The sequence below is a fragment of the Enterococcus sp. DIV1307a genome (assembly GCF_050537425.1).
Lineage (GTDB): Bacteria > Bacillota > Bacilli > Lactobacillales > Enterococcaceae > Enterococcus > Enterococcus faecalis.
Genome location: NZ_CP172914.1, coordinates 2530134 through 2543924, shown reverse-complemented (window position 1 = coordinate 2543924; position 13791 = coordinate 2530134). Strand labels below are relative to the sequence as shown.

Annotated in this window: 18 protein-coding genes; 15 read left to right on the top strand and 3 right to left on the bottom strand. The window is 37.1% G+C overall.

Features of this window, described 5'->3' with window-relative positions:
* Nucleotides 1–112: 112 nt before the first annotated feature.
* The 3 genes from IGL90_RS12440 to IGL90_RS12430 all read left to right on the top strand — a co-directional run bounded on the left by IGL90_RS12440 (nucleotide 113) and on the right by IGL90_RS12430 (nucleotide 1512).
* The gene (locus tag IGL90_RS12440) at nucleotides 113–682 is read left to right on the top strand and encodes a TetR/AcrR family transcriptional regulator (RefSeq protein ID WP_002354991.1); all 570 of its coding nucleotides are present in this window, start codon (nucleotides 113–115) and stop codon (nucleotides 680–682) included.
* Between the two features lie 40 nt (nucleotides 683–722).
* Entirely contained in the window at nucleotides 723–1193 is a 471-nt protein-coding gene (locus IGL90_RS12435) for a low molecular weight protein-tyrosine-phosphatase (protein WP_002387365.1), read from the top strand.
* Between the two features lie 88 nt (nucleotides 1194–1281).
* Complete coding sequence (locus IGL90_RS12430) at nucleotides 1282–1512, top strand: hypothetical protein (protein ID WP_002387364.1); 231 nt, start codon at nucleotides 1282–1284, stop codon at nucleotides 1510–1512.
* A 47-nt stretch (nucleotides 1513–1559) separates the two neighbouring features.
* Here IGL90_RS12430 and IGL90_RS12425 read toward each other — a convergent pair whose 3' ends face one another.
* Entirely contained in the window at nucleotides 1560–2294 is a 735-nt protein-coding gene (locus tag IGL90_RS12425) for a class A sortase (RefSeq protein WP_002354994.1), read from the bottom strand.
* A gap of 233 nt (nucleotides 2295–2527) precedes the next feature.
* On the opposite strand from IGL90_RS12425, the gene IGL90_RS12420 reads away from it, so the two are divergent.
* The 3 genes from IGL90_RS12420 to thiT all read left to right on the top strand — a co-directional run bounded on the left by IGL90_RS12420 (nucleotide 2528) and on the right by thiT (nucleotide 4782).
* Entirely contained in the window at nucleotides 2528–3313 is a 786-nt protein-coding gene (locus IGL90_RS12420) for a hypothetical protein (RefSeq protein WP_002354996.1), read from the top strand.
* 77 nt (nucleotides 3314–3390) lie between these two features.
* Nucleotides 3391–4044 (top strand): PepSY domain-containing protein, encoded by a 654-nt coding sequence (locus tag IGL90_RS12415; protein ID WP_016614830.1) that lies wholly within the window; start codon nucleotides 3391–3393, stop codon nucleotides 4042–4044.
* A gap of 162 nt (nucleotides 4045–4206) precedes the next feature.
* Nucleotides 4207–4782 carry an energy-coupled thiamine transporter ThiT gene (thiT, locus tag IGL90_RS12410; RefSeq protein WP_002354998.1) on the top strand — a complete coding sequence of 192 codons (576 nt, stop codon included), beginning with the start codon at nucleotides 4207–4209 and terminating at the stop codon, nucleotides 4780–4782.
* A gap of 119 nt (nucleotides 4783–4901) precedes the next feature.
* On the opposite strand, the gene IGL90_RS12405 is transcribed toward thiT, so the two are convergent.
* Nucleotides 4902–5264: a hypothetical protein gene (locus IGL90_RS12405; protein WP_048737602.1), complete on the bottom strand. Its 363-nt coding sequence runs from the start codon at nucleotides 5262–5264 to the stop codon at nucleotides 4902–4904.
* Nucleotides 5265–5480: 216 nt separating this feature from the next.
* Here IGL90_RS12405 and IGL90_RS12400 point away from each other — a divergent pair, with 216 nt between their 5' ends.
* Nucleotides 5481–6257: a peptidase C39 family protein gene (locus IGL90_RS12400; RefSeq protein ID WP_002355000.1), complete on the top strand. Its 777-nt coding sequence runs from the start codon at nucleotides 5481–5483 to the stop codon at nucleotides 6255–6257.
* A 76-nt stretch (nucleotides 6258–6333) separates the two neighbouring features.
* Nucleotides 6334–6885, top strand: coding sequence for a DNA-3-methyladenine glycosylase I (locus IGL90_RS12395; protein WP_002378947.1), 552 nt, complete (start codon nucleotides 6334–6336; stop codon nucleotides 6883–6885).
* Between the two features lie 68 nt (nucleotides 6886–6953).
* On the opposite strand, the gene IGL90_RS12390 is transcribed toward IGL90_RS12395, so the two are convergent.
* Nucleotides 6954–7706, bottom strand: a complete 753-nt coding sequence (locus IGL90_RS12390) for a MurR/RpiR family transcriptional regulator (RefSeq protein WP_002365331.1) — start codon at nucleotides 7704–7706, stop codon at nucleotides 6954–6956.
* A gap of 143 nt (nucleotides 7707–7849) precedes the next feature.
* Here IGL90_RS12390 and IGL90_RS12385 point away from each other — a divergent pair, with 143 nt between their 5' ends.
* The 7 genes from IGL90_RS12385 (at nucleotide 7850) to IGL90_RS12355 (ending at nucleotide 13736) form a co-directional block, all read left to right on the top strand.
* Nucleotides 7850–8665 carry a carbohydrate deacetylase gene (locus tag IGL90_RS12385; protein ID WP_048737601.1) on the top strand — a complete coding sequence of 272 codons (816 nt, stop codon included), beginning with the start codon at nucleotides 7850–7852 and terminating at the stop codon, nucleotides 8663–8665.
* An 86-nt stretch (nucleotides 8666–8751) separates the two neighbouring features.
* A complete protein-coding gene (locus IGL90_RS12380; RefSeq protein WP_048737599.1) occupies nucleotides 8752–9846 on the top strand; it encodes an acyltransferase family protein in 1095 nt (364 codons plus the stop codon).
* 146 nt (nucleotides 9847–9992) lie between these two features.
* Nucleotides 9993–10430, top strand: coding sequence for a PTS sugar transporter subunit IIA (locus IGL90_RS12375; protein ID WP_002361048.1), 438 nt, complete (start codon nucleotides 9993–9995; stop codon nucleotides 10428–10430).
* 26 nt (nucleotides 10431–10456) lie between these two features.
* Complete coding sequence (agaV, locus tag IGL90_RS12370; RefSeq protein ID WP_002355007.1) at nucleotides 10457–10933, top strand: PTS N-acetylgalactosamine transporter subunit IIB; 477 nt, start codon at nucleotides 10457–10459, stop codon at nucleotides 10931–10933.
* 45 nt (nucleotides 10934–10978) lie between these two features.
* On the top strand, nucleotides 10979–12130 hold the full coding sequence (gene nagA, locus IGL90_RS12365; protein WP_048737598.1) for an N-acetylglucosamine-6-phosphate deacetylase: 1152 nt from the start codon (nucleotides 10979–10981) through the stop codon (nucleotides 12128–12130).
* Nucleotides 12131–12154: 24 nt separating this feature from the next.
* On the top strand, nucleotides 12155–12928 hold the full coding sequence (gene agaW, locus IGL90_RS12360) for a PTS N-acetylgalactosamine transporter subunit IIC (RefSeq protein ID WP_002355009.1): 774 nt from the start codon (nucleotides 12155–12157) through the stop codon (nucleotides 12926–12928).
* Complete coding sequence (locus IGL90_RS12355; protein WP_002396861.1) at nucleotides 12900–13736, top strand: PTS system mannose/fructose/sorbose family transporter subunit IID; 837 nt, start codon at nucleotides 12900–12902, stop codon at nucleotides 13734–13736. The genes agaW and IGL90_RS12355 overlap by 29 nt, the downstream gene beginning before the upstream one ends.
* The last annotated feature ends 55 nt before the right edge of the window (nucleotides 13737–13791 follow it).

Below are 13791 nucleotides of genomic sequence, written 5' to 3'. Positions count from 1 at the left end.
TTTTATTCATTTAATTTTAAATATATGCATAAAATGTATCTGAAAATATTGTAATCTGGCCATTTTTTTGCAATTATAGAGGTATATACATATTAGGAGCGGAGGAATCAGCATGAGCGGAACGCACGATACAAAACAAGCAATCGCTTCAGCTTTAATAGAATTATGTGAACAAAAGGATTTTCGTAAAATAAGTGTCCAAGATATTACCAAAAAAGTGGGCTTGAATCGCCAAACATTTTATTATCACTTTACAGATAAATATGATTTATTACGTTGGATTTATCGTCACGATGCATTGATTTACTTAGAAACAGATATTTGTTTGGAAAACTGGGAGGAACAAGCCCTGAAGTTATTAAAAGCGATTAAAGAGAAGAGCCATTTCTACTATACAACGGTGACCTCAGATTCAGAAGTTCTTCTTAATGTTTTTTCCGCTTCGACCAATCGCTTATTTATTTCATTATTTGAACAAGTCGATGTTGAGAACCATTTAACAGATAAAGACAAACAATTTTATGCGAATTTCTTTTCTTATGGATGTAGCGGTGTCTTAACGAAATGGATTCTTGAGGAATATCCTCAGACTCCTTTGGAAATGGCGACGCAATTATTCCGTTTAGCGAAAGATACAGAATTTATGGCTTATCATTTGTATGAACAAGAAGCCAATGAGTAATGTGTGAAGGATAAAAAGTTTTATGAAGGAGTGAAACGTTGTGGTAACTGTGTTATTTGTTTGTTTAGGCAATATTTGTCGCTCGCCAATGGCAGAAGCGATTTTTCGTCAGAAAGTCCAACAAGCCGGTTTAGAATCGACTATTCAAGTGTTTTCAGCAGCTACTAGCCACTGGGAAGTTGGCAGTCAGCCACATAAGGGAACCAGAAAAATTTTGGAGCAACAAGGAATTTCCTATCAAGGAATGCGGGCGACACAAATCCAGCCAAGTGATTTTAAAAAATATGACTATATCATTGGGATGGATACGAATAATGTGGCCGATTTAAAAGCATTAGCTCCTCAAGAAGAGCAACCGCGGATTCATTTATTTATGGAAGTTGTGGCTGGTAAAGAAACCATGGACGTACCTGATCCTTATTATACTGGAGATTTTGAGGAAACTTACCGCTTAGTGGAAGCAGGTACCTCAGAATGGTTGAAAAAAATAAAAGCACAGCTGAAAGATTAGGACTATAGTCCGATAGTACTTTCTGTTTCCCCTTGGTACAATAGTGTTAACAAATTGTTCAGGGAAAAAGAGACAGGAGGGAAGTAAGATGAACAGTAGTTATTTATCCTATGTTTTTGAATTGAGTTTGTATTATTTATTGTTGATAATGAGTCTGCCGCTAGTGTATGCTGTCACGTATCATTTATCTTTTAGTAGTATGTATACAAGTGAATGGTTAATAATCTCTGTTTTCTTATCTCCGTTAGTTTTATTATTTGCAGGTATTCGTTATGGTTTTGCTCGTTTGAAACAGCAAGAACGCCAAGTGATGAAATAAAGCAAAAAATCCTTGAAAAGTGTCAAAACTTTTCAAGGATTTTTTTATTAAGCCACCCAATCGGCTAAAGTTTTTTGCTCCAATTGGAAAGCCTTCAACATATCGTCGTTGGCGTCTTTAATAGGCGTTGTTGCTGCTAATGTTCCTTGAACAGCAATTCGCGTCGTTGCTTGTAAATCGCCACAGGTAATTAAGGTAATCATATTTTGACCAGGAACGTCATCAATTAACTCAACACGGGTTGGTTCGATTTTTTCTACAGAAGTTATTTTGTATGTATAAACAGTAGATAAATCAGTGATATAAATGAGTTCGTCTTTTTTGGTTCTTTCTAAAGGTGAAAATAAGGAAACACCATCTTCCGTTCGATGACTAGCCAAGGCATAATTGTTTTTCCCCATGACTTGATCTTCTTTCATGGTCCCGGCACCAGTTAATAAAGCGACATTTGATAATCCTTTAAAAATGGGCAAATTAATTTCGACACTTGGTATCGCAATGGCACCAATCACAGGTAAGTTTTTGTTTTCAAATTGGGCTTTCATCACCGCTTCTGTGCTCAAGGACTCAACTGAATCAAAGTCAAACGTTGTTTCACGAGCCATATTTTTCTTCACATCGGCTGGTTTCAACTTGCTAACGGCGTACGAGCGGCTATTTTGTTGAACCACCCAACTGCGTATCTGATTGTTAAAAATTAAGGCCAAGCCAATGATAAATAGTAAAACTAATAAACTGTTGATTAACCAATTTTTTCCTCTTTTTTTCTCTTTTGGGCGCATATTCTCCCTCCTTTTAATGTATCAAGTTTACCACAATTTATTTGAAAAACCTATTTATTTTCTTTGGGGAATAGGTAAGCTGGCCGGACCTTAATTTAATAAAAAACAACTGAATCGATTGATTTTTCAAAAAAATCCTCATTTTGTAATGGAATTTTAAAGTAAAAGAAACAAGCTTTTCTTTTGAAAATATTGTAAAATGGTAAGGAGGCTAGTAGAGGGGAGATGGGAATTTGCTTGATTTAATTTATGTACATATAGATGTAACCAGCAACGCGGTTTTATCTAAAGGAATTACCCATTCCGATTTTGTTCGTTCAATTGTGCATCATCCACAGAACTTACTATTATTAGATCCTTCTGCCGAAGCTGGCGAATACGATATGCATTCAGGCTTGAAAATTATTCGTGGAGAAGAAAGCGTCAATCGCTATTTTCAATCGCTACAACGTCGTTGGATGACTGAAGAGATTAAATGGATTGACTTTTCCGATGTGACGATGCTAAAAGAGCTAACGCCATTAGAAATTTCGGAACTTCTTTATTTTGGACACATGAAGAATAGTTTGCATTCGCCTTTCTTTTATAAGCTACAAAATGATTTTGTCTTTTTTGAATTTGCAGATCAGATGACGCGTGTCTATTATCGTTATATTGATGAATTTTATCGAATCTTTGCTGATAAAATTACACGTGTTGTTTTAGAGAAAGTCAACCAGAAAAAGGCCTTCTTTAAACGAAATACGCCTGTCGAAAAATTAAGTCCTGAATTACTTAAAAATATGAAAGGTATCTTGCAAGAAGGTGTTATTTTTTGCTTCCAACAAACGGAAGTGGATAAAGAAGAATATCGGATTCCTATTTACTTGGTGGAAGATTCACTTAGCAAGATGAAAAATACCTCTTACCAAAAAGAAGAAATTTTGGCAACGCTTGTCTATAATAGTGAAAAACGCATTTGGCACATTGAACAAGAGAATGATTTCGGTGAAATTTTTATGTTGGCCCATGAAGGCTGAGAGAGCTCTAACTTTATCAACTAAAGTAGGGCTTTTTTTTGTAGCTATGATTTGGATGAGAAATCAAGTATAATAAAATGATAAAAAGGAAAGAAGGTTGTTTAATGAAAAAAATACTCTATGGCTCTATGACTGGCTTGGCACTCTTTTTGGTAGCTGGCTGTACATCCAAAACACCCACAGCTGTTTCATCAACAAATGAACAAAAAGAAACAGTAATATCAACTAGCGAAACAAGTACATCTGTACAACAAGAAGCAACGACGACATCAGAGAAGACAAGTGCGGTAGCTGTCTCTTTAGAAAAAGTAACGACAGCATTTGAGAAAAAATATCCAGAAGCTAAAATAACAAGTCTGCAGTTAGATACAGATTTTGGACGTTATTTTTATGAAATAGAAGGCGTGGATCAGCAAAAAGAATATCAAGTTGAAGTGAACGCAGAAACAGGCGAATTCACAAAAGAAAAAGTCGAAACCTTGGATGCCGATGAACAAAATGGCGTTAAAATGCAAGAAGAGGCACTTGATTTAACAAATATCATTTCCAGAGAACAAGCCACAACCTTGGCTGAAAAAGCAGCGAAAGTCGGCCAGGCAACAGATTGGAAGTTAGAGAAAGAATTAGGAATCACCTATTGGGAAGTGAAAGTGAAAGAGGGCCAACAAAAAATAGAGGTAAAAATCGATGCTCATTCTGGTAAAATTTTGACAACTGAGCGGGACGATTAATGGATAAAAAGTAGCTGGCATGCGTTTGAGTAGGAGTTGATTATCTTAAATGCTGATCAGCTATTTTTTTGCTTGTTCGACAAACGTGTTTTTCTAAAGTCCCTATGGTAAAATAACGATGTATTAGTGGTTGAGAGCGTCAGAACATAGGAGGAAATTTGTTTGGCTAGAAAAATGGATTTACGTATTTGGGTAGAAGGAACAGTCGTCGCAGCAATGGCAATGGCCCTCTCTTTTTTACCGATTGAATTTGCCAATAGTGGCTTGGACCTATCGTTGGGAATGGTCCCATTAGTTCTTTATTCGTTTCGTCGTGGGTTGCTTCCCGGAGTTGCAGCAGGCTTTGTTTGGGGCATGTTAAATATTATTCTCGGCACAGCCATGAAAAATTTCTTGTCCGTTCCACAGATTATTTTTGAATATCCCTTTGCTTTTGCGTTTGGAGGAATGGGTGGCGTATTCGCTAGAAAAATTCAACTGTATTTTCAAGCGAATCGTTTAAAATCAGCCATTCGTACGATTATTTTAGGAAGTGTTGTCGCAGTCTTCGCCCGCTGGTTTTGGCATTTTTGGGCGGGTGTATTGGTTTGGGGCATGTATGCACCAGAAGGAATGAGCCCATATCTCTATTCCTTTGTTCTAAACGGTACAAGTACCGTCGTCAATTGTTTGTATGTAAGTCTAGTTCTAGGCTTATTGGCAAAAGTAGCACCGCAATTATTTGTTCCTAAGAAATAAGTTGAGTCCTAAGTCAGAAGTTTCATGGGATTTTGACTAAAGTCATAAATAAAAGAAACCACCAACCTGCAATCGCCAGGGTTGGTGGTTTCCATTTATTTTATAAAGACTTCAATATTCTAGTAAATTTGACGTTGGTGACGATTAGCTAACGTGCTGACTTTCATGACAGAAGCAACAGGAATCATGCGCAACTGTTGTTCATCCGTTTGTAAACGAACGACGATATTGTCCGAAATATTTTTTGAGACAATCCAGCCGATCACCGTTTCGAATTTATGCGCTGTAGGGACTTCTTTCAATTGTAAGACCACTAAGGATTTTTGGGCGGCAGCGACTTGGAGCTCTTGTAAAAGCGCACTGCGTTCCTTTTCTTTATTCTTTTGATCTTGAGAATCTTCTAAAAATGCCGAAAAGAAATGTTGGGAAGAGAGCGTAATCAGTTTAGAAATGCTCTTGATGGTAGCTTTATGTTGATCCATTCTTCTGCCTCCTTTACGAATAAAATAGAATAAAACTCAAATGACTAATTACCTGTATTTTACCTAATTTTGTGATAAAATTCAAGAAAATATGTTCGCCTTCAATAATTATGAGAATTTACCAACGTTTCTGTTTTTCGAAAAAGAAAGTAGTATAATGTGTGAGCATATAAGAAATACATAAGATTATCGGATGTAGTCAATAGATAGAAAAGGATGAATAGTATGTCAAAAAAACCATCAGGTTACCAAAAAAAAGTTCTCACGGTGTTGTTGGTATCGTTTGGCTTTGGCGGATTGTTAGCGCAGTTTTCGCCGATGAAATCAGGTGGGTTTTCAAGTTGGTTTGATGATTCATATGTTAAAGCTAGTGCTGAATCAAGTAAAACAAAAGAACCAGCACCAGTTAAAATTGAGAAAAAAGTCAAACCTTTAAGCTATGGACAACAGGTCAATCAAGAAATTGAAAAGAAGCAATATAATGGACATCTGGATTTGCCGTTAGAATTGCAGACAGATGCTAAATGGAAAGACACCGCATACGGATTTGGCAATGTGGATAAGCCGAATACAATCGAAATTAATGGCTGTGCGATTGTGTCGCTTGCAATGGTTGGTTCATACATGGATCACCAAGAAGTTACTCCTCTAGATGTGTTAGCTTGGGCAAAAAATGACTTCTTTATGGAAGGACAAGGGACGGCGTGGTCTATTTTTAGTGCATATGCTGAAATGAAAGGCTATAACTGTCAAGAAATTGGGGATATTGAAACAGTGGCAGCTTTCTTGAAGGAAGGTCATCCAGTCATTATTTCTGTAAAACCGGGCTATTTCACTACAACTGGTCACATTATGGTGATGAGTGGTGTGGATGAAAAAGGCGATTTCTGGATTAATGATCCAAACGATTCAGAAGAAAAGGGCCATTCAAAACGGACATTTACAGCCGAAGAAGTAATGAATGAAGCGTTAAACTTCTGGGCATTTTATTAGGAATAAGAAAAGGTGTGGAACAACAGGCAGTACCCTTTGTTCGCATCTTTTTTAGCAAATAAAAGGAGGCAGGACAATGGAGCGATGTACTTGGGCAACGAATACAACTGAAGAGATGCAAGCCTATCATGATGATGAATGGGGACGTCCAGTTCATGAAGAGCAACAGTTATTTGAGTTATTGACCTTGGAAAGTATGCAAGCGGGCTTAAGCTGGGCGATTATTTTGAATAAACGAGAAACGCTCAGGGCAGCTTATGATGCGTTTGATTATCGGAAAATTGCGCGATATGATGAGGAAAAAATTTTAGCTTTACTAGCAAATCCTGGTGTGATTCGTCATCGTTTAAAAATTCAAGCGACCATCACGAATGCGCAAGTTTTTCAAGAAGTTCAGGCAGAATTTGGGTCCTTTGATCGCTACCTCTGGAACTTTGTCGATCAGCAACCAATCGTTAATCACTGGCAGCACCCAGAAGAGGTTCCAGCCTCCACGGAATTATCGCAACAGATTAGTCGAGCGTTAAAAAAACGAGGATTTAAATTTTTAGGTGCCACGACAGTCTATTCCTTTTTACAGGCGGCGGGATTGGTGAATGATCATTTAGAAACGTGTCAGTATAAATAAGTATAGAAGAATTAAAAAGGAAGGAACTAGCAAAACGAATGGCTAGTTCCTTCCTTTTTTTGCAGTGATTATGGACACTCATTTAACATCGTTGAAACAGTTTTCGCCAACTTTTCTATTAAGAATAGTGCAGGTAGTTGGGACGTTACGTCTGCAATGGAACTTTTCTCAGTTGTTATATAGTAGGGGATTGTGACTGTTGAAAGTTGAGCAATCGTGCTTTTTTCACTATTTGTAATAGCAATTACATCAATCCCCATTTCGATAAAATAATCAATATTTTGCCGAACTTTTTGTGTTTCACCCGAAACTGATAAGGCGATAACGCCCACTTTTTTAGCCGTTTCTTCGGATAATTTGCTAACGGGATGGGAAAAAAGGTGGGATACAGAAGCAGATAAATTGTAGATACTGGAAAAATAAATTTCACCAAATTCAGCTAGGACTTTGGACGTTCCTTCGCCAATAAAAAGAACAAATTCTTTTTTTGCCAGTAATTCCGCAGCTTGAACAATCCGTCCTTCTAATAATTCTTCTGATGAGCGTTGCAAAAAATGAATCAGCATTGTTTCATCTAAAGATTTTGGTTGGGCTGTTTTTTTTCGTTCGCTTAGATAATTCTTCAATTTAAATTTAAAATCTGTATAGCCTTCACACTCGAATTTTTGGCAAAAACGCCAGATTGCCGTTTTACTGAAATGAATTTCATCTGCTAATTCTCGAATTGTCATATAAGGAACTTTTTCAATATTGTGGCTAATATACTTGTAAATCTCTAATTCTGTTGGATTTAATTGTGGATCGTAGGTTAAAAACAGCATGCTGATCCCTCCTGTCGTTTGTGAACGTAATGTCCTTTTTTAGGGACATGGTCTTATTTGTAGATTATAGCACTCAATCAGAAAACTAGCTATAAAAAAAGGCGCCACTTAGCTACAATCAATAGAGAAACAACTAAAAATTCATGAAACAGAAGAGAGAGTGGGGAAAAATGAGCAATAAAAAATTAATTATCAACGCTGATGATTTTGGTTACACGCCAGCGGTAACGCAAGGAATTATTGAAGCACACAAACGTGGCGTGGTTACTTCAACAACCGCATTACCAACTTCTCCTTATTTTTTAGAGGCCATGGAGAGTGCTCGAATCAGTGCACCGAATTTAGCTATCGGTGTCCATTTAACATTGACATTGAACCAAGCAAAACCTATTTTACCTCGAGAAATGGTCCCTTCCTTAGTAGATGAAGCTGGTTATTTTTGGCATCAATCGATTTTTGAAGAAAAAGTCAATTTAGAAGAGGTTTATAACGAATGGGATGCTCAAATTATTTCATTTATGAAAAGTGGCAGACGCCCTGATCATATTGATTCTCATCATAACGTTCATGGAAAAAATGAAAAGTTATTAGGTGTGGCTTTGGCACTTGCTCGCAAATATCAATTACCTTTACGTAACGCCTCAAGAAGTATTGAAACAAAAGACTATTTAGAGTTATATCAGGATGTTCGCACGCCAGATGAAATGTTGTACCAATTTTATGACAAGGCGATTTCAACTGAAACCATCTTGCAATTGCTTGATATGGTTGTTTGTAGTGAAGGAGAGGTCTTTGAAATCAATTGTCATCCTGCGTTTATCGATACTATTTTACAAAAGCAATCAGGGTATTGTATGCCTCGAATTCGTGAAGTGGAAATATTAACGTCCCAAGAAGTCAAAGAAGCGATTGAAGAACGCGGCATCTTGTTAGCCAATTATGAATCGCTAGCAATGTAAATCAAAGAAGCGTGAATAGCGTGTGAGTAAGTTCTTAATCCGAGCGCTTACTTACACGCTAAATTATTGAAAGAAAGAGGACGTACATGAGTAAAGAACAACCAATAAATCTGAATATCAGCGATTTTTTAAAAGTTTTCGCTGTAGCATCAGTTATTTTACAAACGGTTTTATCATATGTGTTGACACATTCTCCACAAACGGAAGCAATGAATTCAATCGGTAGTTTTTACCGAATGACTAAATATTCGGCACCCATGTTTATTTTTGCAATTATTTACAACACGGTGTTAAAGAGCCAAGCTGAATCGTATCTTGAATTTTTAAAGGAAAAATTTTATGAATTGGTGCTTCCTTATGTGGTCTGGTCCAGTCTCTATCTATACGCTTTTCCTAGTTTACAACAACGAATGCCCTATGAAACGCCCCTAGGATTTCTAGGAAAAGTTCTCAGTGGTGATGGCGCGGCACATCTATGGTATGCCGTAATGATGTTGCAATTCCAATTATTTATGCCGTATTTTATTTGGTTGGCAACAAGAATTATAAAAAACAAAAAAGTGATTTTACCAATTGTCTTTTTTACAATCGGTGCGCATATCCTTTGGTGCTTCTGGTACCAGAAAATGATTTTTCCATATGCAGAAACTTCTCTTTGGTACTTAATAGATCGTTCAGGGCTTAGTTATCTCATTTATGGTATTTTCGGGGTCATCGCAGCGAAGTATCAGGGGGAAATTTTTACTTTCTTGAAAAAGACGAGAGTGGTGCTATTTCTGTTGTTTCTTTTTATTTTTTGGCAGGCAGTCCAAGGGAATTTATTTGATGGAACACAGATGACACCGAACGATCTACCTTATTTGGATCCTCTTCAAAGTGCCTATAGTTTACTAATTATCGGGTTGGTTTTTTATTTGGGAACGCAAGGAATAGCCAAAAAGATTCGTCTTTTACCAATGGTTAAATGGATAGCCACTTATGCGTATCGCAGTTATTTAGCGAATGTTATTGTTTTTCAATTGGTCTTGAAACTGGTCCATCCGTTTTTAACCAATCAACCAGTCAGCTTGGTTATTCTTGTGTTGTATATGGGTACATTTGTTGGCTCGTTTGGACTCACGGTTGTAATCGAGTATTTTTTCAAAAGCATCTTTAAGTTGGGACGCCTTGTATCTATATAGGGACATGTTCTTAAATAGAAATCATTGTCCAAAATCATGGGAAAGCATACTCAATTGTCACAAGAATTGTTACACTCTTTGAGGAATAAGTTCTGCTTATCCAATTAAATAGTAAGCTCAGTAAATAGTTAGGGGAGAAAGAATAAATGATAGGTCTTATTTTAACGGGACATGGGGTATTTTCAACTGGAATGCATCAATCAGTTAGTATGATTGCAGGAGAGCAAGCAAATGTTCAGGCAGTCCCTTTTTTCAATGATACAGGGCTTGATGTATTAGAGTCAAACATTCGTAAAGCCGTTGACTCTATGCTGGAGACGTGTCCAGCAGTGGTCATTTTAACTGATCTTTTAGGGGGTACACCGTTTAGAATTTCAATGACTGTCGCAAGTAATTATCCAAATGTCGAAGTGCTAGCAGGAACAAATTTACCGATGGTTCTTGAAGGGCTTGCATTACGCACAATCAGCACGAACGTAGAAGATTTTGTTTCAATGGTCACAGATTCAGCCAGAGACGGGATCGTTCATAAAAAACTAGAACAACCACAAGCAAATACTCAAGAAGAAGCAGACGGAATCTAACCAATTAGAAAAGAGGAGGAAGCACTATGCCGAATATTTTATTAACAAGAATTGATAATCGCTTGATTCATGGTCAAGTCGCAACACAATGGAACGGTTCTTTAGGCGCCAACTTAATTTTAGTCGCAAATGATGCAATTTCTGAGGATACAATGCGCCAACAATTGTTAAACATGGCGGCCCCTGCAGAAGTACAAACCCGTTTTTTCTCCATTAAGAAAACGATTGAGGTCATTCATAAAGCCTCAGAAAGACAAAAGATTTTTCTGTTAGTTGATAATCCTGTTGATGCATTGCGCTTGGTAGAAGGTGGTGTGCCAATCGAAAAATTAAACATTGGTAATATGCATATGGAAGAAGGCAAAAAACAAGTAGCTACCGCTGTTGCGGTTAATAAAACAGATGTAGACGCCTTTAAAAAGCTACAAGAATTAGGTGTTAAACTTTCGATTCAACGTGTACCGTCAACGCCAGAAGAAAGTTTAGATGCATTATTTTCATAAAAAAGTAATGTTGGACAATAATTTTGAAGAGAAGAAGTGGGAAGAATGATTATTCAAAGTAAAAACGTATGGATTAACGAACAATTTCAACCAGCTCAAGTTGAAGTGTCAGAACAACGAATTGTTGCAATTCTACCGTACAATGAAAAAGCTGTCGATAAAGAATACGGAGCAAATCGCATTCTTCCAGGATTTATTGATATTCATGATCATGGTTGGCATGGTGGGGATGCCAATCATGCCAATCATGAATTTATCAAAGAGTGGCAAGCTTACCTTCCAGAAGAAGGGATTACAGCCTTTTTACCAACAACGTCAACCACATTTCCAAAAGACTTGGAACATTCATTTGAAGTGATTGGTTCATTTATTGAGGAAGAGCAAGGAACCAACGGGGCACAAATCATAGGGATTCATGCGGAAGGACCAATGATTTCTGAAGAATTTCGTGGCTCTCATAATCCAGAGTTATTAGTAAAACCATCCGTTGAAACATTTAAAAAATGGCAAGAGTTAGCAAAAGGGCACATAAAATTAATGACGTTGGCACCAGAAAATGATGTAGAGAATGCCTTGACTACATATTGTCATGAACATGATGTAGTCATTTCAATTGGCCATACGGCTGCAACCTATGAACAAGCAATGGCAGCTGTCGAAGCAGGTGCAAAAAGTTTTACCCATACGTTTAATGGGATGGAAGATATCAGTCATCGAAAACCAACCGCAGTAGTTGCTGCTTTGGATAGTGAAGAAACGTTTGCTGAAATTATTGCTGATGGGGTACATGTTGATTATTCATTAGTACGTGTGTTAGCCAAACTAAAAGGCAAGGACTATTTAATTGCTGTGACAGATTCTATCTGGGCCAAAGGGTGTCAACCAGGCGTTTATCCAAAACCAGAAAAAGGGATCGAAATGGTTATTGATGAACAAAATGTGGTCCGTTTAGCGAATGGCAAGTTAGCTGGAAGTACGAACCATTTAAATAATATGGTTCGCAACCTTGTTGAAAAAGCATTACTTCCAGAAGTGATTGCTATTAATTCAGTCACGAAAAATCCAGCTCGTTTGTTGAATGTGAACGAATCTATGGGAGAAATCAAACTAGGGCTTTTAGGTAATTTTACAATTATTGATGAGAAATACGAAGTACTAGAAACCTTAGTAAATGGTGAAACAGTTTATAAAAAGTAGACGAAGTCTAATAGGAGGAAAAAAATGTTAGTACAGGCAATTTTGGTAGGAATTTGGGCTGGGATAGCAGGGGTTGATAAGCTTGTCTTACAGACACATATTCATCGTCCGATTGTTACAGGATTGATTGTGGGTTTAATATTGGGAGATGTCAACACAGGGTTAATCACTGGAGCAACGCTAGAGTTAGTTTGGATTGGTGCAGTAGCAATCGGCGGTGCGCAACCACCCAACGTAGTAATTGGGGGAGTTATTGGAACAGCGTTAGCAATTATCACAAAATCTGACCCGCAAGTAACCGTAGGGTTGGCTGTTCCTTTCGCAGTTGCAGCGCAAGCGTTAATTACCTTGTTATATACAGCGATGTCACCAATTATGCATAAATTTGATGCTTATGCAAAAAAAGCAGATACAAGGGGCATCGAAAGATTGTCTAGTTTTGTCCCAATCGTTTTATTCATTTGTTATTTTTTTGTAGTATTTTTATGTATTTTCTTTGGTGCTGATAAAGCATCTAGTTTCATTTCTATTCTACCCGAATGGAGTATTCATGGCTTGAGCGTTGCAGGTGGTATGATGCCAGCAGTAGGTTTCGCCATGTTATTAAAAACGATGTGGGAAACATCCTACGTACCGTTCTTTATTTTTGGTTTTGTTATGGCTGCCTATTTAGGATTAGATACATTAGCGGTTGCAGGTTTAGCTGTCGCAATTGCTTTATATGAATTTTACGCACAAAGAAATAATACAGTCACTGCATCAAATAATAATGGAGGGTTTGAAGAAGATGGCATCTGAAGAAACATATAATGATACGATATCCGAAAAAGTAATAACAAAAAAAGAGTTAAAAAAAATAATGTTCCGTTCGTATCTGCTACAATCTTCATTTAATTATGAAAGAATGCAAGCAGGCGGCTGGACCTACTCATTAATTCCAGGATTGAAAAAGATTCATCGTGATAAAGAAGACTTAGCTCTTTCTTTGGAAAATCATTTACAATTTATGAACACGAATCCACAATTGGTGACGTTCATGCATGGTGTGATTATTGCAATGGAAGAGTCAAAAGAATCACCAAAATCCATTCAAGCGATTAAAACAGCGTTGATGGGCCCGTTAGGCGGAATTGGGGATGCGTTATTTTATTTAACCGTTTTGCCGATTGCAGCAGCGATTGGTTCACAACTATCATTAGAAGGCAATATCTTAGGACCAATTGTTTTCTTGTTGTTATTTAATATTCCGTATATGGCTGCCAAAATTGGGTTAATTAATCTAGGTTATAAAATGGGCGTCAAAGCAATTTCGGTCTTAAGCGAAAGTACCAAAAAATTATCTCGTTCAGCAACAATTGTAGGAATTTCCGTGGTGGGCGCGTTGATTCCGAAGAGTGTACAATTAACGACAACTTTTGTTTTTCGCTTGAAAGACACTAAGTTAGACCTTCAAACACAATTGTTTGATACAATCATGCCCAATTTATTACCTTTAGTGTTTACGCTGTTTTGTTTTATTATGTTGAAAAAAGGACGCACGCCGATTGCTTTAATTATTTTTACTGTGATTTTTGGGTTGTTAGGTTCTTTAATCGGGATTATATAAAAAAGATTTGGAACAATAGCCAAAATCGCTATTGTTCCAAATCTTTTTCTAAATT